We start from the raw sequence: 25,063 nt of genomic DNA on the forward strand, positions 1-25,063 counted from the left end.
AGCCAGCGCCTTCCTGAATTTGGCTGCCACCTTCTCTATCTTGCAATACGCCGCCCCCATTTGGATAAGATCCAGTTTTGCCGTCATCCCCATAAAAGGCGCGGCGCTGAAACCCAAAAAATGGGTACGGTCATCCATCGAAGTGGTTCGGTCATAAGCATAAGCCAGTCCAATATTGATGAGGTCCACTTTGAGCTCAAGCAGTTGGTAGCTGCGGGTGCCTTTTGAATCCGGATCGGGCGCCAGGTATTCTTTGGTATAACCCAGCAGTTTTTCCACCCGATTGATAGCCTCTAAATTGGGCAGAGTTTTCCTCACCTTATTCACTTCCGCAAACTTCGCCGAGTAATCCATATCCTGAACCGTTAAAGCATATTCGACGTTAATGGCCGTCTGTCGGGTCAGATAAAATGGGTCCGTATGGGTTGTCCACCCACTGCGCAGTTTATTGCCATTTTTAGGCTTGACATTTTCCATCGCCAGACGCGCTTTTTTCTGTTCATCACGCCGCTCCTTTACAGAACGTTCTCCATGAGAAAAATCAAAGCTCAATCCAACCGAAACCATAAAACTGACCGACGGGTAAACCGCTATCGTCGCGTACTGTCGACTCTCCAGGCAACCTTGAGTTATTAACTTATAATAACGCGGCTCACTGTACATATCTGTCGGGTTGGCAAGATTAGATAAATAAAACCAGACACTTTCCAGGTCACTTTCAATCTCAGCGTCTTGCAGTTGATCTTTATAAAATAATGTCACCTCCTGTGGCGCATTAAATTCTAGCGTTTTCTCTTTCTGTCCCCCCGTCAGCACCGCATGATGTTTAGCCGTGTTATTACATTTACCTTCAATCTGTATCGTCCCTTTTTGACCTTTTCCATTATCAATCAGGCTCATCTTAATTACCGGCTTTTCAGGCCAGACCTGCGTATTCCGACCAAAAGTGACGCTGATTTTATAAATACAGGGGTCCGGGTTGTCGCATGTCATGCAGGCAACACCAGCGCGGGATGAAATAGTTTGTTCAGCCATATCTATTACCTTATCAATTACCTTTTAATTACCTAATCGGGGATAAAACCCAATTCGCTTTTTAATAACGTTTCCATCCGATAATAACCCGGCCACTGGGGGTCTCTGAGCGCGGTTAACCATGCCGGCGCCAGAGCAAAACAGTCACTTTGCCCACCACCAAACATCGTGTCTGCGCGGAGTGCTTCCAAACGAAATTGACTCATGCGCTCGCCACGCTCATCTTTAAAACGCCCGGGAAAATCATAGTAAGTGTAACTGGGCAAATCTGAACGTTGGTGGTTAATTTGGCGTTCGTGATAGTAATAGTCAGCCCCCCACAGTGGATTTTTAAACGTACGATCCTTCAACTCAATATTGGCAATCCCGACCTGTAAGAGAGCCGACAATAAGTGTAAAAATCAATCCTGAATCTGCCATTACATTCCTCCTGATCCCGTGAGGTCGAGGCTCAGGGAATTAAACAGATCATGTAAAACAACCATAATTTCACCCTCTTTTACTTAAATGATTACCGAACATATTCACCGGCAGATTCATTAACCAAACTTTTCCCTGTTCAACATATGAACGGGAGGGTAGCAGATGGAAGAAATAATCAACTTATTTTTTTGAAAATACGATATTTTATTCCAATGTGAATGAGGGGTTTTAGCAGAAAACTTCAATATATTGAATGGGTTACGTTAAAATGAATTATAATGATTTTATTAACCAAAATTGCTGGCCTAAATCAGTAATAAAAATATTGATAAAAGGAAAGCAGAGAGCAGGATTATTTAAATAATAAATAATTATGCAGGATATTTAATTGAGAAAATCGCTGGCCTGAAAACCAGCGATTAAAGTAAAAATGAAAATTAAATTAACGAAATATTTCAAACAACGACATGCCTTTCATATCGGTAAATGTCTTATACGATGCTTGAAGTACGGCTTGTTGTTGATAATAATTCGAAATCGCTGAGTTCCATTCTACGTCAACCAGTTGACTCAAACGGCTTTTATTCGCCAGGCTGCGTTCCGCCCCCAAACTATCTAAGTCTTCTATTTCTCTCAGTTGTAAACCCAATACCGATTCCACCGAAGAGATATTATTCAACGCATTGCGGGCGCCGCGGTTAGCCTTATTCAACAATTCCAGCGCATCATCACGACTCTTTTGATCTGCTTCGACAAATGGTGTTTTCAATGACTGAATCGCCATGTCTATGGTTTTAAATATATCAGATTCACTCGGGCTGCCATCCGGCTCTTTGATCGGATTGCTGGTAGACGAGAGAAAAACTTGCTCTCCGGTATGTCCAATAATCATAGAGCGGTTGTTATCCACTTTCTGCGTCATTTCCTCAGAGCCGCCTCGATAGCTAACTGTACCGCTTGTACTCTCATCAAAAGGTTTCGCATCCGTTTTATAGCCGGCAAAAATATAGCGACCATTACCATCGGTGGTGTTGCCCAAATTCACCAGTTGTTCTTTAAATCCTGTCAGTTGAATAGCCAACGAGTTACGATCTTCATCACTCAATACACCATTTACTGTGGCTACCAAACTTTCATGAATATTTTGAACCACCCCGACAGCTTTGGATACCACACTCAATTGCATGGAAATCGCGTTCTTAGCAAACGAACGAGCCGTTATATATTGCTGGTTCTGAGATTCAGCTTGAGCGACCATGACCCCCTGAGAGGCCGCCATCGGATCATCGGATGGATTTATCACCCGCTGACCACTGGATAACTGTGCTCCCTGCTGCATCCATTTCGACTGAGCAGTCGTAATACTCGTCATTTTCTGGTCGTACAATATATTGGTACTTACGCGCACAATTTCATTCCTTTTAAATATTCAGCTAAATGCCTAAGATATCTCAGGCTATTTTTTATTAAATGGCACGTTTATTAGCGACGGAGATCCAAAATGGCATTAAATAACGTTGTGGCAGTCTGGATAACTTGAGCATTAGCCAGATAATATTGTTGAAAACTTTGCAACGCGCCATATTCTTCATCGATGTTGACGCCGGAAACCGACTGCTGATTAGCGTAAAGTTGTTTAGTAATATTATTCTGAGTTTCTAACTCAATATTCGCCGTGCTGGTTTGGTTACCAATGGTGCTGACCATCGAAGCATAAGCGCCAGAAAATGATGCTTTCCCCTCTACCAATTTTTTATTCTGCAACTCAATGAGTTTTTTGGCATTGACGTTATCACTCGCCCCACCATCTTTAGTACCGGCAGCCGCCAATTGCGACGCATCTTTAATATTTACCGCCATACTGCCAATAACACCGTTGACCGCTTTCAGTGTATATCGGTCATGCTCTTTTGCATTGGTTGGGTCAATTTCAACTTTTAATCCATCAAATTCCAGTGTATTACCTGTTACTTTGGCAGCAATATCCGCCTTATCAGAGGCACGCTGAATTTTCCAATTAGCCCCATCGTAGCTAATATGGTAATCACTGGCTTTTACCGCTGAGGTATCTGTATATTCCACTTTAAAATCAGCAGAACCTTTATTTCTACTATTGGCAACCACATCTGGGTTATTAAATGTGAAGAAATCTTCACCCGGTTTGCCTTTTAAATCAAAACCAGCACGGTGAACCTGATTAAATTGATCGCCCAATACCAACGCTAATTGGTTTAACTGATTACGGGAATTATCCAGCACTTCACTACGCGCCCGTAATGTGCCGCTTAATTGCCCTTTATCAATGAATTTTTCATCAATTTCAACAACATCACCAAAACCACGATCATAACCTAATGTAATGCGACTGCTATCCGCGTTGGATGAAATCGCTTCTACTCGGTAAGCGGTTGTTCCCTGAACCAGTGTCAATCCTCCTGCAAAAGTGACATTGTAAGAATCGCTATCCTGCTGAGTCACACTCACGCCAACCAGCTTATTCAGTTCATTGACCAATTGATCACGCTGATCCAATAATGCATTCGGCTCAGCACTACCGCCGCCTCTCATACGGGTAATTTCACCATTGAGTTTAGCAATTTGCTGCGCATAGTTATTAATAGATTCAGCCGAATTAGCTATTCCCCGATTAATGTTATTTTCCATTTTACGCAGGAAGGCATCCGCACTTTGCAACTGGTTTACCAGCCCCTTTGATTTACCAATCGTTGTCGTTCTGGCTGCATCATCTTCCGCGTTACTGACGACATTTTGTAAACTGGTAAAGAAGTCATCAATGGTGTTGGACAGGTTATTCGCTTTGTCTGCCAGCAAATTATCAATCTGGGAAATTTGCTGAGAATAAGTGGTTAACGCGCCTTGTTTCGCCTGAGCCGCAGACAATTGTTGATTAATAAATTCGTTATATTGACGGTTAATACTGGTAACAGTAACACCATTTCCGATAAAGCCAACGGACGTCATCGTGCCGCCGTTTTGATTGACAACTGTCGATTGCCGGTTATAACCAGGAACTTTGGAATTTGCGAGGTTATTACTCACGGTTCCCAGAGCAATTTGAAACGCTTGAAGGCCACTCATCGCGGTATTAATAAGACTGTTGGACATCAGAAGATCCTTTTACGTTTTATTTATGTCTCCGCTAACGGCGGCAAACAATCTTTCAGATAACTAAAAACAAAGTCTGAACTGCTTTAATTTATCGGCTGAACTCAATAAAACTTGAGCAAAATAGCGATCAGAATAGTTTACTCAAATCGTAGGTATAGGCTTTCACCGCCTTTTCTCCGGCATCTTTTAGCTGTTGAATAACTGAGACCAGTTTTTTCGCATATCCGGGATCGGTCGCATAACCTGCCTGTTGTAAGGAATAAGCCCCTTGCTCCGGGGTAACAGAGCGGGCAACGTTGGCGTAACGAGGACTTTCTGTCAGTAATCTGACGTAATCCTCAATCGCTTCCACATAAGAGCCATAAACACGGAAGTTATCCTTCATTTTCTGAGGCTCGCCGTTGATATATTCTGTGGTCAGGATATTGGTTACCGGCCCTTTCCAACCTTTACCCGCTTTAATACCAAACAGATTATGACTTGGCTTGCCATCAGCGGTCAGAATCTCTCTTTGCCCCCAACCAGACTCTAATGCGGCCTGAGCAATAATCAGCAAATGAGGAATACCGCTGCGTTGGCTGGCTATCCGGGCAGGGGTCGAGAGCGTGGATACGAAATTCGTACTGTTCAGCGGCAGCGGTTTAGGCGTCGTCTCGGGTTTTGGTACCGTTCGACGGATAAATTGCTCAAGCGCCTGCCTCGGCAAAGTCTGCAAAACTTCGTTATCCAGCGTCATGGGTATTTTACCCGCTATTTCGCCAGGGGCGGTTTTAGCGCCAGAAAGTTGCTTGAGCATCATATCGGCAAAACCTAGCCCCTTCTGAGCCAAGTTCTGCGCGATTTGCTGATCGTATATCGAAGTGTAGAGGCGGGTCTGTTCACTGCTCAACATGCCATCTTTAGGCAGAGCCGAGCGCATGCTTTTCAGCATCATCTGAACAAAGAGCCCTTCCATTTGTTGGGCTACTTGCCGTAGCCCCTGTTGTGGATCTTTCGCCAGATTGGATTTTAATGTGTTAACCGACTGGACATCGTAAGCCGCACCGGGCAGGGTTAATAAATCATTCATCAAATGATCTCCAGTTTCGCCCGCAGACAGCCTGCACTTTCCATTGCCTGTAAGATTGACATTAAATCATTCGGGGTCGCACCCAATGCATTCAATGCTTGAATAACATGGCTCAAACTTGCACTGGCGTTAACCTGCTGCAACGCGCCATTTTGTTCACGGACAGCAACAGCGGGATTACGGGTGACAACGGTACTGCCGCCTGCTAACGGTGTATTTGGCTGACTAACAACCACCTGATTATCAACAATGACAGAAAGATTCCCTTGAGCAACCGCGCAGCTATCCAGCATGACATTGCGGTTCATCACGACAGAGCCGGTGCGAGAGTTGATAATCACTTTGGCATCACCGACATCAACGCGAAGAGTCAGATTCTGCACATGAGAAAGGAATTTAACCTGCTCACTTTTATCTCTCGGCATACGCAATTGTACTGTGCGAGCATCCAGCGGCGTTGCCGTTCCCGTTCTCCCAGCACGATTGATGGTATCGCTGATTTGCTGCGCCAGTGAGAAGTCTTCGTTATTTAATTGAAGATTCAGTATGCCATTTTCGCCAAATTGCGTAGGCAATTCGCGTTCAATCACTGCACCGTTACTAATCCGACCACCCGCAAGCTGATTGACTTTTACACTGCTTCCCCCCGCGCTGGCGCCGGCGCCGCCAACCAGAATATTACCTTGCGCCAGAGCATAGACCTGATTATCGACACCTTTTAGTGGTGTCATCAGCAAAGTACCGCCACGTAAGCTTTTAGCGTTCCCCAGTGAGGAAACCACTACGTCAATGTTCTGCCCGGCACGGCCAAACGGAGGCAATTTCGCGGTGACCATCACGGCAGCCACGTTTTTTAACTGCATATTGGTTCCCGGAGGAACAGTAATCCCCAATTGGGATAACATGTTGCTTAAGCTTTGAGTGGTGAATGGCGTTTGAGTCGTCTGGTCGCCGGTTCCATCCAATCCAACCACTAATCCATAACCAATCAACGCATTTTCCCGTACTCCTTGAACCGTGGTGAGATCACGGATACGTTCTGCGGATACCGTCGTTGTCACCAGAGTCAGCAATACAAGAAGAAGGCTGACAGCAAATTGTTTTATCATAACCATCCCCTGTTAAAATGGTGCGACATTCAGGAAGAAACGCTGTAACCACCCCATGTTCTGCGCTTCATTAATATAGCCGTTTCCTACATATTCAATGCGGGCATCCGCGACCTGATTGGAACTGACGGTGTTATTAGCATTAATTGTCCGTGGATTAACGACACCGGAGAAACGAATAAACTCGGTTCCCTGATTGATAGCAATCTGCTTTTCACCGACCACATGTAAGTTGCCATTTGCCAGTAATTGATCGACTGTCACGGTAATCGTCCCTCTGAAGGTGTTATTCGCATTAGCGCCGCCTTTCCCACCAAAAGTATTCTCAGCTTCCATATCCAGATCGGTTTTATCTCCACCAATCAACCCTTTCAGGAAACGGGGAGTCAGTGCCGCGGAAAACGTGTTTTTCCCATTACGGCTGGCATTGGCCGAAGAGTTCTTACTGGCGCTGACATTTTCCTGCAATGTAATCGTCAAGGTGTCGCCAATATTTCGTGGTCTGCGATCTTCAAATAGCGGCTGATAACCATAATAAATCGGCTGTACTACTTGAAAAATAGCGCCATTAGGGACTGGCGCGGTTGCCACAGAAGGTGCCGCGGTGGTTGCCCCTTCAACCAGGGGTTTCTGCGGTATATACGCGCAGCCCGTTAGTGACAATACCGCCAGTGCTATACTGCAACGCCATTTATTCGCCATATTTTTCCGTAAACGGCGGAACTGGCAAACGGCGCTGGTCTCGGCAACAGCCATTGTATCCATCTTCGATACTCTTAATTTATCCCTGAATAACGGGGAAACTGAGTGTTTCCCCGCGGTTCTGATTGACGATTAGGTTATAACTGAGTCAGTTTTTGTAGCATCTGATCAGATGTCGATACCGCCTTACTGTTAACTTCATAAGCACGCTGAGTCTGAATCATGTTGACCAATTCTTCCGCGATATTGACGTTAGATGTTTCGACATATTTATGCTGGAGCAACCCTGCGCCATTGATTCCCGGTGTGTTTTCAATCGGTACGCCAGAGCTGCTAGTTTCTACATAAAGGTTTTCACCAATACTTTCCAACCCACTGTCATTGATAAAAGTTGTCAGGGTAAATTGACCAACTTGCTGAGGCGCCGATTGCCCCTGTACTTTCACACTGACAATACCATCACTGCTAATGGTGAGGTCCGTCGCGTTATCAGGAATAGTAATGGTAGGGAATATCAAAAAGCCGTTAGCGGTTGTCAACTGCCCATTTTGATCTTCCTGAAATGAACCGTCACGGGTATAGGCGCTGGTCCCGTCAGGTAACTGAACCTGAAAGAAACCCTTCCCTCTAATGGCGACATTGTGACTGTTATTAGTTTCAGATAAGTTTCCCTGACTATGTATACGCTCTGTCGCTACCGGACGCACCCCGGTACCTATCTGTAAACCAGAAGGCAGGCGGGTTTGCTCCGATGACATCGCCCCCGGTTGACGAATGTTCTGGTAAAGCAGATCTTCAAAAATAGCACGCTGGCGTTTAAAACCATTGGTGCTGACGTTCGCCAGGTTGTTGGCAATCACATCCATATTGGTTTGCTGGGCATCCAGCCCAGTTTTAGCAATCCATAATGATCGGATCATCGGTTTTTTATCCTCTGTGTCTAAATCAACCCATTGCTAATAGCTGATTTGCACGTTGTGCGTTTTCATCTGAGCTATGAATGACTTTCATCTGCATTTCAAAACGACGGGCGTTGGCAATCATACTCACCATACTTTCCATTGGGTTGACATTACTGCCTTCAAGCACACCGGGCACTAATTTCACCTCGTCGCTGGCTGGCAAGACGTCACCCTGTAACGCTCGCGCCTGTTCCGTCATGTGAAAGAGGCCATCATCACCGCGGATTAGCTGATCGCTCTCCGGTTTCACCATTTTCAATCTGCCAAGTTGCCCCAACTGTGTTGGCGGATCACCGGGAATCAGCGCAGATACAGAACCATCTGTCGCCAAGGTTAACTCAGCCTGTGGCGGAATATTGATCGGGCCGTTGTCCCCCATCAGCAAGTTACCTTGGATGGTTAACTGACCTTCCGCTGAAATCTGAATGCTGCCGTTACGGGTGTAAGCCTCAGAACCCTCTTCAAGCTGAACCGCCAGATATCCCCCCTGCCCAATCGCCACATCCAACGGACGAGAGGTATAGTTCATCGGCCCCTGACGATTGTCAGAACCGGGCGTTGAAGCCACAACCAAAGTTCGGGTGTTAAAGGCGGCCCCTTCAACAGGTACCGCCCGCAAAGCAGCCAGTTGCGCCTTAAAACCCGGCGTCGATGCATTCGCCAGATTATTTGCCGTCACTGCCTGATGCTCTAGTGTCTGACGAGCGCCGCCCATTGCGGTATAAATGACATGATCCATAATGCTATCCTGAAACTATTAGCGCATACTGACCAGCGTTTGCAGGATCTGATCTTGGGTTTTAATGGTTTGCGCGCTGGATTGATAGTTGCGCTGGGCAACAATCATATTAACCAGTTCCTGGCTCATATCGACGTTGGACGCTTCCAGCGTACCACTGAGCAATTTGCCAAAACCGCCAGAATCCGCAATACCAACAACAGGGTTGCCAGAAGCCCCCGTCTCTACCCAAACGTTGTCTCCCTGCGCTGACATCCCCTCTGGGTTAGAAAAGTTAGCCAGCACGATCTGACCCAATAACTGGGATTGTTTATTGGAATAGGTGCCGACAACGCTGCCATCTGACTCAATACGGTAGCCACTGAATTCACCTGCGGCATAACCGTCTGTCTTGAGTGTCGATATGCTATCAGCATCAATTTTTTGCTGTTTACTGCCATTAAAATCAATAGTGATATCAGCGGCATTAGAACCATTCAGAGAGGGAACATTAAATGTAAACTGATTATTGTCACCAATCAGTTTACCGTTGCCATCAAATTTCAACGTCCCCAACGAAGCGGCTTTGGCGCCCTCTACCGCACTATCCTGAGCATGAACCTGCCATTCATTATCGTTCGTTTTCACAAAGAAGACCTTGATATTATGTGGGTTACCCAAGCTATCAAAGGTGGTGACACTAGCAGGATAGTTATACGAATCCTTGTTTTCTGGCGAGAAAGCGTCTGTCGGTTTTTTATGCATCGAATTAAGGTTGGTTGTCATCGTAACCTTAGTTGTCGCCTTAGCCGCCAACATACCTTGAGGTATTGTAATCGGCTCCGGGTTAGCCCCTTTCTGAATCTCCGGTGCGCCGCCATTGACACTGGCTGCGGGATAGCCGGTCAATTTCATGCCTTGCATGTTGATAATATTACGGTTCTCATCCATCTTGAATTGACCGTTACGGGAATAGTAGATCTTACCATCACCGCCTTGCATACGGAAAAAACCGCTTTGAGTGATCGCCAAATCAAGTGGGCGATTGGTCGTCGTCGGCGTACCATCTTTAAAATTCTGATTAACACCCGATATTTTTACCCCCAGCCCCACTTGAGAACCGGCGAAAATGTCAGAAAAAGCAACCGTGCTGGATTTAAAGCCATATGTCGCCGCGTTGGCGATATTATTACCAATAACATCTAAATTACCCGCCGCGGCATTCAAACCACTTACTGCTTGTGAAAAAGCCATACTACTCTCCGTTAAAATTCTTACTTGTTAAAGAATCTGACGTATCTGATCCATAGTGACGGCGCCAATCCGTCCTAAATCTAACTTAGCGCCATCCGCGTCACGAGTTACACCATTCACCGTCGCGAACCTCAGCGGCTGAAACACTCTCTGCTCACCTTGATAGCTGGCCGCAATGGTGATTCTATAAGCGCCATCTTCCGCTATAGCGCCATCTTCTTTTGTGCCATCCCAAGTGAAATTATGAACACCCGCTTCCAACGCACCGATATCAATTTGGCGTACAACCCCGCCTTGCTTATCAATAATGGTGACTTTCACACTATCCGCCGGTCTTGCCAGCTCAATACCAAATGGTGTCGTACTGACGCTCCCATTTTCTTTATTTGAACCCACCAGAATGGTATCCCCAGGGATCATCACGCCTCGTCCAATCAGAGCCGACGCCTGTACAGGCTGATTATTATTTATCTGACCGACAATAGACCCCAGTGTGGTATTCAGCTTTTCGATCCCCGCTAGTGTGTTAATCTGCGCCAAATGGGAGGTCAGCTCATTGTTCTTCATCGGGTTAGTTGGGTCTTGATTTTTCATTTGCGCGACCAGCAATTTCATGAAGTTGCTATTTAGCTCTTCACTATTCTTTTTCTTGCTAGTCGACGCTGACTCCCCAGCAATCATGTTATCCAGAGATCCATTTACTGAACCGGTAATAGCCATGAGCCGCTCCTGTTATTGGCCTAACGTTAATGTTTTCAACATTATCGATTTAGTTGTATTAAGCACTTCAACGTTGGCTTGATAACTACGGGAAGCGGAAATGGTGTTAATCATCTCTCCGACCACATCAACGTTCGGCATCCGCACATAACCCTTCTCATCGGCCAACGGGTGTCCCGGTTGATACTCAAGGCGGAAAGGAGTGGGATCATCCACAATTTCACTGACCCGTACTCCCCCGGTTTCCTGCCCTGCCGGTGCGGCAACACGGAAAACCACCTGTTTAGCCCGATATGGCTGACCATCAGGCCCCGCGACACTATCGGCATTTGCCATATTGCTGGCGCTGACATTTAATCGTTGGGATTGCGCTGATAACGCCGAGCCGGCAATATCAAAAACACTGAGTAAAGACATTGCTCTTATCCTTGTTGTAAGACAGACATCATGCTTTTAACCTGAGAGCTGGTCGCAGTCAGTTCAGCCTGATATTTCAAGCTGTTATCCATAAAATTACCGCGTTCCATATCCATATCCACCGTGTTGCCATCCATCGCCGCCTGATAAGGCACCCGATACAGCAAATCCATCTCCATTCTCTTCTGAGGCTGAATAGGAATATGCCGATCGGATGTCAGCGTCAGCCCGATCCCGTTTCCGGTGACCCGACCGTGTGCAATGGTTTTTTTCAGTTGAGTGGCGAAATCAATATCCCGCGCTTGATAACCGGGCGTATCCGCATTAGCGATGTTAGCGGACAATATTTCTTGCCGCCGTGATCGCAATGACAGAGCTTCCTGCTGAAAATGAAAGGCTGCATCTAATTTATCGAGCATATTCCTCCCTCTGATGTGACTGACCTGTGTTGTGAACCTTTAATAGCGAATAGCGCTTTTCGCGATCGCGAAATTCGCAGTAAACAGAATAAACGCAGAAGGAAAAGCCTATCGGATGAATAGACGCTAATTGGATTGCTATTTATCCCATTGACCGATATTCAATGCGGGTAAACTTACACGCGACTAAACAGCGGCGTATTGACCGACAGAAATAATGAGAGCGAGAAGATGCAAGCTATAAACATTATCGGGCTGTTCGCATTTTTCTTTATCACTTCGATGGCATGGGGCAATAATTTACCCCAAGCCATAGAGCACTATTTCCAACAGATACATAGGGATAATCATCACAAAGTTTCTATTAACATCAAAACCCCTGAACAACAATGGCCCCAATGTGAACGGCCAGAAATTCAACCCGCTATTAGTGGTCAAAACTGGGGAAATCTCTCTTTACCTGTTATCTGCCATCAACAACGCAAATTCATTCAAGTCGCTGTCAGTGTGACAGGAAATTATCTGGTTACCCGTCGTGTCCTCGCACGTAATGATATTTTGTCAGAGAAAGATTTTCAGGTCAGAAGCGGATTGCTGGAAAAACTCCCGCATGATCTGGTTATTAACAAAAATGAGATAAAAAACAGTATCGCTATACGTAACATCCCGGCGGGGCAAGCGATAACGCATAATATGTTACGCCGCCCGTGGGTTGTACGGTCAGGCCAGAGTGTCGCGGTAGTTGTTCAGGGAAATGGCTTTCAGATACGGAACGAAGGGAAAGCTATTAATAACGCCGCTATTTCTGATAAAGTCAGGGTTCGAATGAATTCAGGGCATGTTATAACCGGCCAGGCATTAGAAAACGGCAATGTAAAAATCATGTTATAAGTCACTAAAGTTTTCTTTCATTGTGCCGATATAACCAGCAGAGCACGATTTGCAGGTATGCAAATGGCATGTAACCTGCTCCGATCCATAGGTGAACCTATGCCTGGCCATAAAGGATAATAATTATGAGTATCGAACGCACTCACCCCTTATTAGCTATCGCTGCTGTTCAACAGCGCCCCACTAATGAAAGCGCCCAAGGCACCCGCAAAACCTCCGGCGTTGCCTTACAAAGCAGCGATGCACAAGTAAAACTGAGCGAAGCACAAACAAAACTGGTTCAACCAAGCAGTCAGGATATCAATATCCAAAAGGTACAAAAGCTGAAAGAAGCGATTGCTCAAGGAACCTTAAAAATGAACAGCGGTAAAATCGCAGATGCTTTGCTCAAAGAAGCCGCCGAAAACTTTCAGTACGATAAGAAATAATTGAACCCGCTATGGAAGAACTACAACAATTACTCGAACAGCAAGTGACCTATTTGACCTCGCTGACCCAAACTATGGCGGAAGAACAGCGTATTTTGTGCGAGGGTTTTATTGAAGCACGAGATTTGCACCAGATGACAGAACGAAAAAATTTTTTGTTATCTGCGCTTAGCCATTCAGAACAGCAACGTCTTAATTTGAGCAAAGCATTAAACATCATTGCGCCCTATGATAAGCAACCTTTGCTTGCCACATTATGGCAACAGATCGGCAAAGCGGTTACTCAGGTTCGTGATTTAAATACCCATAACGGCCTGCTATTAACCCAACATCTTGAACTAAATAGCCAAGCTATCGCTTTTCTAAAAAGCCGCCATAGCCCTTCTCTTTATGGCTCAGACGGCCAAGCTGCCCGTCACTCCGCGCTTTCCGGCCATAGAGCTCAAGTTTAATTCAGCGCATTACCGCCCATTGCGGTAGTGCTGCTTTTTATTGTTGATAACTCCCTTTATTGTTGATAGTTCCCTACTTTCATCCCACCTCCCGGTTATTTTCTGCTACCGACAATTAATTTCCTACCACATTGACAACTCAACGCCTCCCACAAGGTAATACTTTGGTGAAAATAATATAAGCAAAAAATATTCATAATAAAAACTATGAAATTTATGAAATATGTAGAAGCACCTACATTTGCAATAATATCAAATTAGACTGCTAATATTTAATGTTTTTAATTTGGCAAATCAATTATAAATAAAACAATCCCTTAATACCATACACTTAAATTATGAGCCGTTTCATCGATATTTTTATAAGTGACCTCATAGGTGTTTTTATAATTTATCGTCTACGCTTTGAGAATATATACCCTATAGATTTCAAGATACATCGCAACGGCAAGGGAGCGAATCCCCGGGAGCATAGATAACGATGTGACTGGGGTGAGTGAGAGCAACCAACAAAAAGGCAACTTGAAAGATAACGGGTATAGACTATTAGCAAAACAACAATCGTGATTCATTATAAATAATACAATATCAACTTAACTGTATTACTATAGGACATATTTACAACATTATAATTTTCAATGAAATATATAATTGCCTAAATGCCCGTGGTACTTCCACTCAATGTTCATAACTATTTGTTTTAATAAACAAGTTATTTACTCATAACATTTACACTATGCAGAGAAAACTATGACAGAACAAACGATCGATACAATATCTATCACTGAGTTATCCTTACCAAAAGGAGGCGGTGCGCTAAAAGGGCTGGATGCAGAATTAAATTCTGCTGGTGTCAGTGGCATGGCGACTTTCACTATACCACTACCCATTTCATCCGGCAGAGGCTACGCGCCTTCATTGTCTTTGCAATACAGTAGTGGACAAGGGAATAGTGAATTCGGCGTCGGATGGCAGCTCCCTTTATTACGTATCAGCCGAAGAACACAAAAAGGGGTTCCTAATTATGGCCAGGAAATCGATAAAACAGGGAAAATTGATCAATTCGTTGGCCCTAATGGTGAACTATTAATATCAATAGAAGAAAAAATAAAGAAAGATATTATTAATCACGATGAAATTCCCATATCCTATAATATCACTCGTTATTGTTCACGCTCGGAAGGTAACTTCTTACGATTTGAACATTATCAGTTAAATACAGAAGACGCAGGCCATTGGCTTATTTATTCTCCAGACGGGCAAATTCATTGTTTAGGTAAGACAGAAAAAGGCCGAATTTCCGACCCTGAAAATAAAAACAAAGTCGCCATCTGGTTATTAGAAGAGTCGTTATCTCCCACCGGAGAACATATTGGCTATCACTATTTGGTTGAAGATGGTGAAGGACTACCAGAACCACTTCCAGAGTGGGAATTAGGAAGAAAACGTAACGCACAGCGTTATCTTAGCAAAATTACTTATGGCAATTTAGAACAACATGAATTCCTTTATCTGGCATCGTCATCTGTGTTACCTCAGGAGGGATGGCTCTTTACTTTGGTTCTCGACTACGGAGAAAGAGGAACCAATTTCGATGAAGTTCCCCCCTTTGATATACCAGAAAACGGACAATGGTTAGTGAGATCAGATATTTTTTCTCGCTATGAATATGGTTTTGAGCTACGGACTTATCGCCTTTGTAGACAAGTGCTGATGTATCATCATTTTCCTGAACAATTAGGTGAAAATAATGTGCTAGTAAAACGCCTGTGGCTTGAATATGAAGATAACCCGGTATTAAGTACACTACGCAGCGTAACGGTAACAGGTTATGGAGAGCTGTCGTCTCAATCTCTTCCTCCTATAGAATTTAGTTATACACCATTTTCTCCAAACAATAATACTGGCTGGCAATCATTTAATTTACCGGATACAGATTTTGAAGGTGTATATAAAGGTCAAAAATTTCAACTAGTTGATTTGTATAAAGATGGCGTTGCCGGGATCTTATATTTTAATGCGGGAGAATGGAAATACCGTTCACCAATACGTGATGTGACAGCCGATAATCCCGATGCTGTCACCTATTCCGATTGGGAAACATTACCGTTAATTCCGGGATTAAGGCCAGAAAATTCCTATCTCGCCGATATAAATAACGATTCTGAACTTGATTGGATTATCACATCGCCGGGATTGTCAGGCTTCTTTACTCATCAAAACCATAGCTGGTCAGAATTTACACCTTTTAATGCATTGCCGCTCGAATTCTTTTCCAGAGATATTCGTTTCGTTGATATTAATCATCGTGGTTTTAGTGATTTAGCGTTATTAGGCCCTATGTCAGTTCGCGTTTATCTCAATAGTGGCAATGGATTTGAGGCAGGTGTTGATGCCTCTTTACCCGCAACAGCCGCTATTGGTAATTGGCGACACGATCATGCTAGTGTCGTCGCTTTTAGTGATGTTGCCGGCTCGGGTCAACAACATTGGATGAAGGTTAGTGAGGAAGGAGTTAGCTTTAGTCCAAATTTAGGAAACGGCCAATTTGGCCCTATTATTAAGCTTAGTGGGTTTAGTCCAGAAATACCGTTTAATCCTGAACGTATCTATTTAGCCGATATTAATGGCTCAGGAACTACCGACCTGATTTATGCTGATTCAGACAAACTTTATTTATATCTAAACCAAGCAGGGAATTCATATGGAGAACCTCATATTATTCCGCTGCCTGATGGGCTCCGCTATACAGATCTATTAAGTAAGCTACTGATCGCAGACATAAGAGGAGTAGGTGTTCCCAGTTTAATATTAAGCGTTGTCGGAGACGATGGTTATTACCATCATTGGCGCTATGATTTCACCCCAGTTAAATCCTATTTACTGTCTTCTGTGAGTAATAATATGGGAGCTTATACCGAATGGGGATACCGTAGTTCCGCGCAATATTGGTTGGATGAAAAAAAGGAAACACCTGAAGCAATATCTCGTTTACCTATGCCGATATATGTCCAAGCATATTCATACGTAAAAGATGAAATTAGCGGTAATTCATTAAGCCAGTCTTATACTTATCGGCATGGAGTGTTTGATCAGAGTGAGCGAGAATTTCGTGGATTTGGTTATATATCAATCACTGAGTCAGCAATCGATCTCAGTAAGAATGACTCGCCAGATGATAAAAATACGCGCATTGATTCCTGGTATCATCTTGGTTATGAAGGTGATGATAATCATCTTATTAATTGCTGGCTTGGTGATGAAGAGGCTTTTACACCTGCGCCAATACAATTGACCTATTACGATGCAGAGAAACAGCAAGATATTATTTTAGAAAATCCAGACGAAGCTACGCTCAAAGGATTATATCGTGGCTTACAGGGGATGCTGATACGTAAAGAAATTTGGGATATCAATAACACTGCGCCGTTTAATGTACAAACTACTCGCCTACGTGCCAGATTAGTACAACCCGTTGTTTACGATGATAATCGTAATAATAAGGTAATAAAAGAACCCGTGATTATGCCTGTAGAGTTAGAAAAAATAAACTATAACTATGAAGGAATAACTAATGATCCCGTAATATCTCAACAGATTATGATACAGCAGGAAGAATATGGCGCGATATTGCATCAGGTAAGCATAAATTATCCACGCCGGGATAAGCCCCTAACGAATCCCTATCCTCCCCAATTTCCTGAAGAGGTTTGGCACAATAGCTACGATGAGCAACAGCAGACATTACATGTGCTTGAAGAACGATTTCAGTTTATTCATTTCGATGAACAAAATATTTGGCGGCTAAGTGTGCTTCAAGGAGAAAGACGAAATTATCTGACACCGGATCTTGCGGATATTCCACAAGGGCAAGGATTTAGTTTTGAAACAGTGACGGCGCCAGGAGGTATATTATCAGCGAACCGTCCCCGCCAATTTGCCGGACAAACCCAAATCCATTACGCTACTAATGTACCAGAAGTTTTAGCTCTGATTGATCATATCGATATTGCCAAATTTGATGATGAAAGTTTATCTGCATTCAAAGACGTTATGAGTGAAACAGAACGCGACAATTATCTGATTTCAGCCGGATATCACCAAAGTGAACGTATTTTACCGGTACAGGGAGTAGAACCTGAAACAAAAGTATGGGTTGCAGGTAATACATATACAACATATGCAGAAAAGAGTGAATTAAAATTCTATCGACCATTGGCTCAACAAAAAAGTCTACTCAGTGGAGCAATTAACTATGAATATGATCAATTTATCTGTGGCATTATAAAAACTCGTGACGCTGCCGAAAATATCACTACGGTTGAATATGATTATCGTTTTATGCAACCTTGGAAATTAATAGATTTAAATAATAATTTTTTCGAAATTAAATTCAATGCATTAGGACGCATCATTACTAATAGTTTTTATGGGAAAGAAGGAGAACAGGGTGATGATGGTTCCTATATCATCAGCGGGTTTTATCCAGTGAATGATTTTGTCTTACCTGACGGTCATGTTGCAGAGATGATTGAACACGCTTTGCAAAATAAAGAACAAATAGTTTCCCAATATAGTGGCATTGAATGGTTTAGTTGGATGGGAAATGTCAGTAAAGAAAAGGTTGAAAATATTGTTATTGATAAGAAACCAATAAATGTAGCCAAGAATTTATGGGATTATTTACTTAACCGCCAATTTATCACTCCATCTGGAAATGTTCGCACCGAAGCCTATCGCTGGTTGGAAAGGCAAAAAATTTATGACTACGGAGATGCTTTACTTTCGTTATTTGGTAACAAAGATTGCTTGAAAAAGAAAGATATTCATCAAACTAAAACCCATTTGAATTTATCCAGTGAAGCACTCTGGTGGCGTTTAGTTAAAGCAAGAATTATCAGTGTCCAGGGAGAGATTCTTCTTCCTATATCCTGTTGGCAACAGGATGCTCAAAGTGATGGATGGGGAGGAATAATGCGCAATGTGTTGGAAGAGGTTTCACAAACGCCGGTGCATGAAGCTAGCTTTATTGCTGACAACTATGCCCGACCTAAACGTGAACAACGTATTCGTATTACAGTTAGATTTAGTGATGGTTTCGGCCGCATATTACAAGCATCGGCGCTCAATGAACCTGGTTTATCTTATTTACTTGACCCATCAGGGGAATTAGTTTTGGACGATGAGAATAAACCAAAACAAAGCGAATCTGAACCTCGCTGGGCTGTCAGTGGACGAACTGAATATAACAATAAAGGATTAGTCAAACGTACATATCAACCCTTTTTCCTCAACGACTGGCATTATATGTCCGATGCCAGTTTACGTATTAATCAGTATGCGGATAAATATGAATATGATGCTTTAGATAGAGAAATCAGAGTAGAAACAGCCAACCAGAAGTTACGAAGAACGTCTTACTTCCCCTGGTTCAATGTGCATGAAGATGAAAATGACACAGAACTAGAAATGGAGGAACAACGTAATAATATGAAATAGGTGATATTATTTCTTGAGAGTGTTGACAATATTCAATATGCTGTGGTGCGACACAGGGCTGTTCCTATGATTATTTTAGCCAATAAATTAATCTGGGCGAAGAAGCTTGCTGTCTCACCACAATCTTTCCTCGTGTCTGTATATTAACAGTGACGTTAATGTACAAAACTCAGGTAATACTGTCGCTCGGATTTATTAAGCTATAGAATATAATGAATGAAAGAACACTTCACTCGCAATATATTATTTTTTCATTAAAAAATACGACCATTAATATAAAAAAACAAGAGTCATCTACTTGTAATCTATATGTAAATAACTTTTCCAGAATGACACTATTTAATATCATTACAATATTTTTATTGATGAAATTATTATTCCAACAATGGAGAATAAGTTTTTATTCAGTTAAACAATATAACAAAAATGTATATATCTGATTTCAAGCTAATAATTAATTTTTCACATGAGAATTATTGATTAATTTCAGACATAAGCTACTGTTTATTGCATCTGCCTGAAATTTTAGCTGCTAAGACATACCATTGAAAAAACCTTACTTAGATAGAGGATTATGTATGGCTGATAAAAAAGTCCCCCAAGATGATGGCAATTTATATATTTCCCCAGATCCAGGCACCAAAGATTTAAAAGAGCCTGAAAAAGTATGGGGAGCTGGCGCTGCTGAAAAAACCTATGCCGCTAATAAGTTCGATCCTGCCACATCAGATAAACAGCTCTCTTATACTCCAGGAAGAGTGGTTAAAAACCTATTTAATAACTACCAAACTAACCCTGATTTTCAGGTATTTGGCTACCTTACTGACTGGGGTATTTATGACAGCCGCTATGGTGAATTTGCCGGAGATACCAACGTCGATTATACAATAGGAGGCCGTGGTACAGATATCATGCGTTTGAAACATGATAACTACCCACGTTACGACAAAATTATCGTGGGCTTTGCAGGAATTATTGGTGATGAAGGATCAGAAAAAGACTCGATCAACAAAGGAGCCGTAGATTTCGCGATTGCCCAAGACGCAGAAGACCTGATTAATCACCGAGGTAAAGTGACCTTCATTGATGCCTGGGCAGATGTTCAAGCTTACCTAAACTGTGGGTTTGCAGGTTGGGTACCCGGCGATCCGCCGGAAATGTTTGATCCAAATAAAGCGCAAGGTGTTCTAGGCGCATTAGTCAAACTCACTAAAGTCGCCAAGCCCCCCAAAGTTGGTTTGAGCTTGGGTGGTTGGACAATGAGTCAGGCATTCCACCATATCGCCAAAGAACCTGAATCCCGCGAAAGCCTGGCTGAAAGTCTTAAAAAAATCTTTGATACCTTCCCGATGTTTACTGACCTTGATCTTGACTGGGAATATCCCGGTGTCGAAGGTGCTCCAGGCAATGATTATGGTGACGAAGATGCAGCAAACTATGCCCTATTAATTGAAGCGGTTAAGCAGAAAGTACCTCACATAAAAATCAGTATCGCACTCAATGCTGATCCGAAAAAAATGGAGAAAGCAAATGTCCTTGAGCTAATCAAAGCCGGCGTTGAGGGACTCAATGTGATGTCTTATGATTTCTTTGGCTCTCCGTGGGCGGAAACTTTAATGCATCATACTAATCTTAAACGTGACCCCGCAAATAACGAGCTGAATTCAATGGAGGATGCGGTTAACTATCTTCTAGGACTGAATGTTAATCCAAAAATGATTTTCTGCGGTTTCGCCGCTTATAGCCGAAATGCCCAACAAGCATTCGTCACCCAGGTATCTCCGCTGAAAGGCTTCTATACACCATACGATACTGACCCTGACGAAGATAATACTTTTGGTAGCTTTGCCGAAGGTGTCACCGAATTTCCAGATCTGTTACGTCATTACTTAGATAAGAATCTACAGGGTAAAAACAGTTTCACCCTTTATACCGATAAAGTCTCCGATGCAGATTTTCTCTATAACGAGAACAATGGCGCATTTTTATCAATAGAAACTCCGCGTACCGTGCATGAGAAAGCAAAGTTTGTCAAAGAAAAAGGTTTGGGAGGGTTGTTTGTCTGGACAATTGATTCAGATAACGGGCTATTGGTTAACGCCGCCCGTGAAGGATTAGGCGGAACTCCCATTTCTCCAGTGACGGTAAATATGTCCAAATTCTATGGTATTGGGAAAATAAAGCTAAGTTCCCAACGTAGACGCACTCAGTTCCCCTTTATAACCAAACGTAAACAAAGAAAAATGGTTATTGCCAGAAAGAAATAAATATCCAGATTATATAAGCTGGCTCGACTCTTTAATATTAATATTGAGTCGAGCCTTATTTACGCGTTATTTCAGTTTATAAGGTGGGTTATGAACGATAAAACAACGCTCCAATCCAGTAATAATGCTTCTCAGACTATTTCGCCACTTTTAATGAGAACAATCCCAACAGAAGCAAAAAATCATTTCATCACTCAACTCAGTACCTTTGGTTATCAATCTGTTTTCGATATTATTCGCGTAAGAAAGTCTCGTTTTATTCGCCGCCATAAACATCATTTCTCTGGTCACGCAGGCGAAATTTATGACCGGGCACTCAGTTTTGCCACCCAGCTTGTTCATATGCAAAGGGAGAGAGGGTTACGCGATGGTGAGCAGTTGCGTCTGAAACGCATTGCAGAGGGAAAACCTGAACTGCCCAATTATGCTGAACTTTTTCCTGAACCTTGGGATAACTTCTGTCGCGAGGGAGCACTGGAAGCGCTTAACTCCCCGATAAGTTACTTACTTGAACTCTATCTGTTCGCACGGCAAGTCGAGTTGGACTCCACCGAAGGCGCAACAACACTTGAACAACGACGCCCTGACTTAGCCGAATTAATGCTGAACGCAGACAATACTTATCAGGAACTTCCAGCATTAAAAATAGTCAATGAAGTGCTCAGTTATTCCGCGGCAAACTATATCGATATCACAGAGGATACAGGTAAACCGGTTAACCAAGTGTTAGGTGAAACTCGCTACCCCTTTACGTTGCCTTTCAGCCTGCCAACACTGCAAATTACACTGGGACTAGAGCAGAAGAAAACCTCTCTGGCTAAGGTCATTCAGGCATTAAGTACTCAATTACCCTGGTTTACTAGCGAGATGGCGCCAAGTAAACAGGATAATATCTTACTGGCAGGTACCTTGCTGAGTAAGGAGCAAATGGCATTGTTGAGCCAACCTAGCCCATTTGCTCAAGTCCATCTGACTCGTCCTCGCTTACAAGCGGTTTATCTTAGCGGCAGTACGACAGAAACTGTCACAGACATTGTGCTTTCTGCTCATGGCTATATCGTGCCGCCGGAGGAGCAACATAACGCCAGTGGCCCAGAAAAGCTGACGTACAGTGACATTGAACCCGCACCAGATAACGGCGAACTTATCACCGTCACTTGTACTAATCAGGATCAAAAATCCATTACGATTAATCTACGCGGTAAATCAGTACTTAGTTATCAGCGTATTAAGGCCCGATTGGTTCCATTTGATGATACTCCTCCCTACCCGCGCCAATTAGAGCTCAGTTGGCATGACTCAGATAATCCTGGACTTGATCTTTCTGACGGCCCTTATTTTGGTGAAGTCAAAATTGAAGTTCAAGAATGGCAAGAGAAGAGATCAATCCTGACCTTAACATATCGTTTCGCCATTGCGAATGATGATATTGATGAAGATAAATTGCTGCCGGAAGCCCCCGATTTCTTCTTAAAAAACTATGGTATTACACCTCAACAACGGCAACAGCTGGAAGAAATACTGTTTTTTTCCGAACAAACCAAAGGTTCAGTCGAAGAGTTGGAACGTGCATTTAGCCACGGTGATTATCATCCCATCGTGTCACCGAATGTTCAGTTCAACAATACTATATTTGACAATGGGCAAAGCAATACAATATTCCCGACACCTTATCAATATGGTTCAGTATATTTGAATTCCGCCCACCCAGAAGCACTGAATATTAATACAACACGTCCCCGTAGCATGGTGGCAATGACAGAATATCGGTTTGATCGTTTGAACCGCTTATTACGTCTGCAACGCTGGACAAAACTACCACATGATAAATTAGATCTGTTACTCACTTCATCTGCCCGAGCAGAAAATACCGACAATTTAGAGTTAAATATCAACTACAATAGCCTGCGTGCTCTGGGCCTTTTCCGTCATTTAAATAATAACTATCATTTGGAAATTGAAGCCTTCGCCGCTTTTATTTACCAAATTACTCCTTTTAATATCAGTTCTAATGTCCCGTTCTTTGATCAGGTATTCAACCAGCCTAAACTGTTTGATACCCCAATGACACTAGACAATAGCGAATTTGACTATACTGCCCGCCGGGGCAACGATGCCAGAACGGTGAAACAGATTTGTGCTGGTTTGGGGATTTCTTCAGCGACTTTCCAAATCTTAGCTCAACAGGTCAGTTCCGCGTTCTCACTGCCAGAAAAACACCTCCGACGCTCTTTGGACGTCATATCCGCACTGTATCGACTGGTTGTGATCCCCAGACTGTTTAAATTGACCGCAGAACAAGGGATCATCATCGTTGATATTCTAGCCAAAATTGGCAAGTTTAATCCTTTGCTACTGGCGGGAACACCGCGTTTAAGTCCGTTGGGGAGTGACGGAATATCCACAACAGAAATCGATATTCTTGACATTATTCTCGCTATAGAGGCGATGTCAGCCTGGCTATCACAGTCAAAATTGACTCCAGAAGAGCTGAGTCTGTTCACTCAAAACCAAAGCTTACCCATTGTTGCTACCGATAGCAGCGCAGCGTTTTTTGATGGCATCATTACCGGTCTGCAAGAAAATAAATTAACGGAACAAGATTTCCAGGCATCAGATATTATTGACGCTGGTGGTTGGATACCGAAACTTCACGAACTCATCACCTCAGAAGGTCTGGTGACGCCATTTCCTTTTATCTGGGATCAAAGTGATGAGGAATACCTTGAAAAAATCATTACACCTATCGTTAATGCATTAGATGCCTCTCCAGAGGACAAACAACTGACAATTACAGCGCTAAAACTCATTATTCTGCAATATAAAACAGCGCAGGATAATTTAGTCTCTACCTCAGTCGCCAAAGAGTATGGCGTTTCCCGCGATGTGGTTCCTCTGTTATTGCGCTGGATTGGCAGTAGTGTAACGGAATTATTAGAGATGCTGAGTCAGCAATCACGCCAATACAATAGGCGTATCCGTTATCCACGGCAGGTTTCCGATGATCTTCTGAAAATTTCATATCATCTGGCAATGAACGGCGCATTGATTAAGCAACTGCGCTTGACATCTAAATTACTATTCTTGCGCCTGGCCGAACCGGCATGGCTGGATCTATCTCCTGTTAAGGCGGCGGATACCGAACAAGGTACCCCCTTGACATTGAAAGAAGTCTTTATATTGAGCCGTTATCGTAACTGGTTGACCTCTTCATTACATACAGAAGACGAATTAATAGAATATTTGTCTTATGCCAATAATCCGTCGGTTGAACGTAATGAAGATGATATTAATCTCGATTGCGCAGAGCTGTTAGCCGATATTTTAGGCTGGGACGCCAGTGAGGTCGAACAGGCATGCGAAGAATTTACCCCAGCACGCGCCTGCAATATGGGGCAGATTGATTGGTTGCGTCGTCTCCAAGCACTTTCACAACAGACGAAGCTATCCGTTTTACCGCTTCGTGAAGCAGCGGCAATCTCCTCTTCTTCCACATTCGATCAGATTCAGACTGTCGGTGAAGCTGTCATTGCAGCGACACGATCCTGATCTTGCCGGAGAAAACAACA

18 protein-coding genes and 1 pseudogene are annotated in these 25,063 nt (G+C 43.3%); 6 read left to right on the plus strand and 13 right to left on the minus strand.

Annotated elements, in window-relative coordinates; translation table 11 throughout:
• The 13 genes and pseudogenes from Phpb_RS12485 to flgB form a co-directional block, all read right to left on the minus strand.
• Window positions 1–1,035, minus strand: a pseudogene (locus Phpb_RS12485) (hypothetical protein); the annotation flags it as partial.
• A gap of 32 nt (window positions 1,036–1,067) precedes the next feature.
• A complete protein-coding gene (locus Phpb_RS12490) occupies window positions 1,068–1,424 on the minus strand; it encodes a contractile injection system protein, VgrG/Pvc8 family (RefSeq protein ID WP_065390605.1) in 357 nt (118 codons plus the stop codon).
• A gap of 476 nt (window positions 1,425–1,900) precedes the next feature.
• A complete protein-coding gene (flgL, locus tag Phpb_RS12495) occupies window positions 1,901–2,866 on the minus strand; it encodes a flagellar hook-associated protein FlgL (protein WP_065390606.1) in 966 nt (321 codons plus the stop codon).
• Between the two features lie 74 nt (window positions 2,867–2,940).
• On the minus strand, window positions 2,941–4,584 hold the full coding sequence (gene flgK, locus Phpb_RS12500) for a flagellar hook-associated protein FlgK (RefSeq protein WP_065390607.1): 1,644 nt from the start codon (window positions 4,582–4,584) through the stop codon (window positions 2,941–2,943).
• A gap of 130 nt (window positions 4,585–4,714) precedes the next feature.
• Entirely contained in the window at window positions 4,715–5,656 is a 942-nt protein-coding gene (gene flgJ, locus Phpb_RS12505) for a flagellar assembly peptidoglycan hydrolase FlgJ (protein ID WP_065390608.1), read from the minus strand.
• Window positions 5,656–6,765 carry a flagellar basal body P-ring protein FlgI gene (locus tag Phpb_RS12510; RefSeq protein WP_065390609.1) on the minus strand — a complete coding sequence of 370 codons (1,110 nt, stop codon included), beginning with the start codon at window positions 6,763–6,765 and terminating at the stop codon, window positions 5,656–5,658. The genes flgJ and Phpb_RS12510 overlap by 1 nt, the downstream gene beginning before the upstream one ends.
• Window positions 6,766–6,777: 12 nt before the next feature.
• Window positions 6,778–7,467, minus strand: a complete 690-nt coding sequence (locus Phpb_RS12515) for a flagellar basal body L-ring protein FlgH (RefSeq protein ID WP_205634783.1) — start codon at window positions 7,465–7,467, stop codon at window positions 6,778–6,780.
• A gap of 137 nt (window positions 7,468–7,604) precedes the next feature.
• Window positions 7,605–8,387: a flagellar basal-body rod protein FlgG gene (flgG, locus tag Phpb_RS12520; RefSeq protein WP_065390611.1), complete on the minus strand. Its 783-nt coding sequence runs from the start codon at window positions 8,385–8,387 to the stop codon at window positions 7,605–7,607.
• Window positions 8,388–8,412: 25 nt separating this feature from the next.
• On the minus strand, window positions 8,413–9,168 hold the full coding sequence (locus Phpb_RS12525; protein ID WP_065390612.1) for a flagellar basal body rod protein FlgF: 756 nt from the start codon (window positions 9,166–9,168) through the stop codon (window positions 8,413–8,415).
• Window positions 9,169–9,186: 18 nt separating this feature from the next.
• Window positions 9,187–10,401 (minus strand): flagellar hook protein FlgE, encoded by a 1,215-nt coding sequence (flgE, locus tag Phpb_RS12530; protein ID WP_065390613.1) that lies wholly within the window; start codon window positions 10,399–10,401, stop codon window positions 9,187–9,189.
• Window positions 10,402–10,428: 27 nt separating this feature from the next.
• Window positions 10,429–11,121 carry a flagellar hook assembly protein FlgD gene (gene flgD, locus Phpb_RS12535; protein WP_065390614.1) on the minus strand — a complete coding sequence of 231 codons (693 nt, stop codon included), beginning with the start codon at window positions 11,119–11,121 and terminating at the stop codon, window positions 10,429–10,431.
• Between the two features lie 12 nt (window positions 11,122–11,133).
• Window positions 11,134–11,538, minus strand: coding sequence for a flagellar basal body rod protein FlgC (gene flgC / locus Phpb_RS12540; protein ID WP_036771447.1), 405 nt, complete (start codon window positions 11,536–11,538; stop codon window positions 11,134–11,136).
• Between the two features lie 5 nt (window positions 11,539–11,543).
• Window positions 11,544–11,957 (minus strand): flagellar basal body rod protein FlgB, encoded by a 414-nt coding sequence (gene flgB / locus Phpb_RS12545; RefSeq protein WP_021326489.1) that lies wholly within the window; start codon window positions 11,955–11,957, stop codon window positions 11,544–11,546.
• A 231-nt stretch (window positions 11,958–12,188) separates the two neighbouring features.
• Between flgB and flgA the strand changes: the two genes are divergently transcribed.
• The 6 genes from flgA (at window position 12,189) to Phpb_RS12575 (ending at window position 25,043) form a co-directional block, all read left to right on the plus strand.
• Window positions 12,189–12,848, plus strand: coding sequence for a flagellar basal body P-ring formation chaperone FlgA (gene flgA, locus Phpb_RS12550; protein ID WP_065390615.1), 660 nt, complete (start codon window positions 12,189–12,191; stop codon window positions 12,846–12,848).
• Window positions 12,849–12,973: 125 nt separating this feature from the next.
• The gene (gene flgM / locus Phpb_RS12555) at window positions 12,974–13,276 is read left to right on the plus strand and encodes a flagellar biosynthesis anti-sigma factor FlgM (protein WP_065390616.1); all 303 of its coding nucleotides are present in this window, start codon (window positions 12,974–12,976) and stop codon (window positions 13,274–13,276) included.
• Between the two features lie 11 nt (window positions 13,277–13,287).
• Window positions 13,288–13,728 carry a flagella synthesis protein FlgN gene (locus Phpb_RS12560; RefSeq protein ID WP_065390617.1) on the plus strand — a complete coding sequence of 147 codons (441 nt, stop codon included), beginning with the start codon at window positions 13,288–13,290 and terminating at the stop codon, window positions 13,726–13,728.
• 750 nt (window positions 13,729–14,478) lie between these two features.
• Window positions 14,479–19,227, plus strand: coding sequence for a SpvB/TcaC N-terminal domain-containing protein (locus Phpb_RS12565; RefSeq protein WP_065390618.1), 4,749 nt, complete (start codon window positions 14,479–14,481; stop codon window positions 19,225–19,227).
• A gap of 578 nt (window positions 19,228–19,805) precedes the next feature.
• The gene (locus Phpb_RS12570) at window positions 19,806–21,494 is read left to right on the plus strand and encodes a glycosyl hydrolase family 18 protein (RefSeq protein WP_065390619.1); all 1,689 of its coding nucleotides are present in this window, start codon (window positions 19,806–19,808) and stop codon (window positions 21,492–21,494) included.
• Window positions 21,495–21,584: 90 nt separating this feature from the next.
• Entirely contained in the window at window positions 21,585–25,043 is a 3,459-nt protein-coding gene (locus Phpb_RS12575) for a Tc toxin subunit A (RefSeq protein WP_065390620.1), read from the plus strand.
• The last annotated feature ends 20 nt before the right edge of the window (window positions 25,044–25,063 follow it).

Origin of the sequence: Photorhabdus namnaonensis (assembly GCF_001684335.1) — a bacterium.
Classification (GTDB): domain Bacteria; phylum Pseudomonadota; class Gammaproteobacteria; order Enterobacterales; family Enterobacteriaceae; genus Photorhabdus; species Photorhabdus namnaonensis.

What these genes read in the sequence shown, in the direction of transcription:
- flgB (WP_021326489.1), bottom strand. Translation starts at nt 11,957, where the DNA reads ATGCTCGATAAATTAGATGCAGCCTTTCATTTTCAGCAGGAAGCTCTG.
- Phpb_RS12515 (WP_205634783.1), bottom strand. Translation starts at nt 7,467, where the DNA reads ATGGCGAATAAATGGCGTTGCAGTATAGCACTGGCGGTATTGTCACTA.
- flgK (WP_065390607.1), bottom strand. Translation starts at nt 4,584, where the DNA reads ATGTCCAACAGTCTTATTAATACCGCGATGAGTGGCCTTCAAGCGTTT.
- flgM (WP_065390616.1), top strand. Translation starts at nt 12,974, where the DNA reads ATGAGTATCGAACGCACTCACCCCTTATTAGCTATCGCTGCTGTTCAA.
- Phpb_RS12565 (WP_065390618.1), top strand. Translation starts at nt 14,479, where the DNA reads ATGACAGAACAAACGATCGATACAATATCTATCACTGAGTTATCCTTA.
- Phpb_RS12575 (WP_065390620.1), top strand. Translation starts at nt 21,585, where the DNA reads ATGAACGATAAAACAACGCTCCAATCCAGTAATAATGCTTCTCAGACT.
- Phpb_RS12510 (WP_065390609.1), bottom strand. Translation starts at nt 6,765, where the DNA reads ATGATAAAACAATTTGCTGTCAGCCTTCTTCTTGTATTGCTGACTCTG.
- flgA (WP_065390615.1), top strand. Translation starts at nt 12,189, where the DNA reads ATGCAAGCTATAAACATTATCGGGCTGTTCGCATTTTTCTTTATCACT.
- Phpb_RS12525 (WP_065390612.1), bottom strand. Translation starts at nt 9,168, where the DNA reads ATGGATCATGTCATTTATACCGCAATGGGCGGCGCTCGTCAGACACTA.
- flgJ (WP_065390608.1), bottom strand. Translation starts at nt 5,656, where the DNA reads ATGAATGATTTATTAACCCTGCCCGGTGCGGCTTACGATGTCCAGTCG.
- flgC (WP_036771447.1), bottom strand. Translation starts at nt 11,538, where the DNA reads ATGTCTTTACTCAGTGTTTTTGATATTGCCGGCTCGGCGTTATCAGCG.
- Phpb_RS12570 (WP_065390619.1), top strand. Translation starts at nt 19,806, where the DNA reads ATGGCTGATAAAAAAGTCCCCCAAGATGATGGCAATTTATATATTTCC.
- Phpb_RS12560 (WP_065390617.1), top strand. Translation starts at nt 13,288, where the DNA reads ATGGAAGAACTACAACAATTACTCGAACAGCAAGTGACCTATTTGACC.
- flgE (WP_065390613.1), bottom strand. Translation starts at nt 10,401, where the DNA reads ATGGCTTTTTCACAAGCAGTAAGTGGTTTGAATGCCGCGGCGGGTAAT.
- flgG (WP_065390611.1), bottom strand. Translation starts at nt 8,387, where the DNA reads ATGATCCGATCATTATGGATTGCTAAAACTGGGCTGGATGCCCAGCAA.
- flgD (WP_065390614.1), bottom strand. Translation starts at nt 11,121, where the DNA reads ATGGCTATTACCGGTTCAGTAAATGGATCTCTGGATAACATGATTGCT.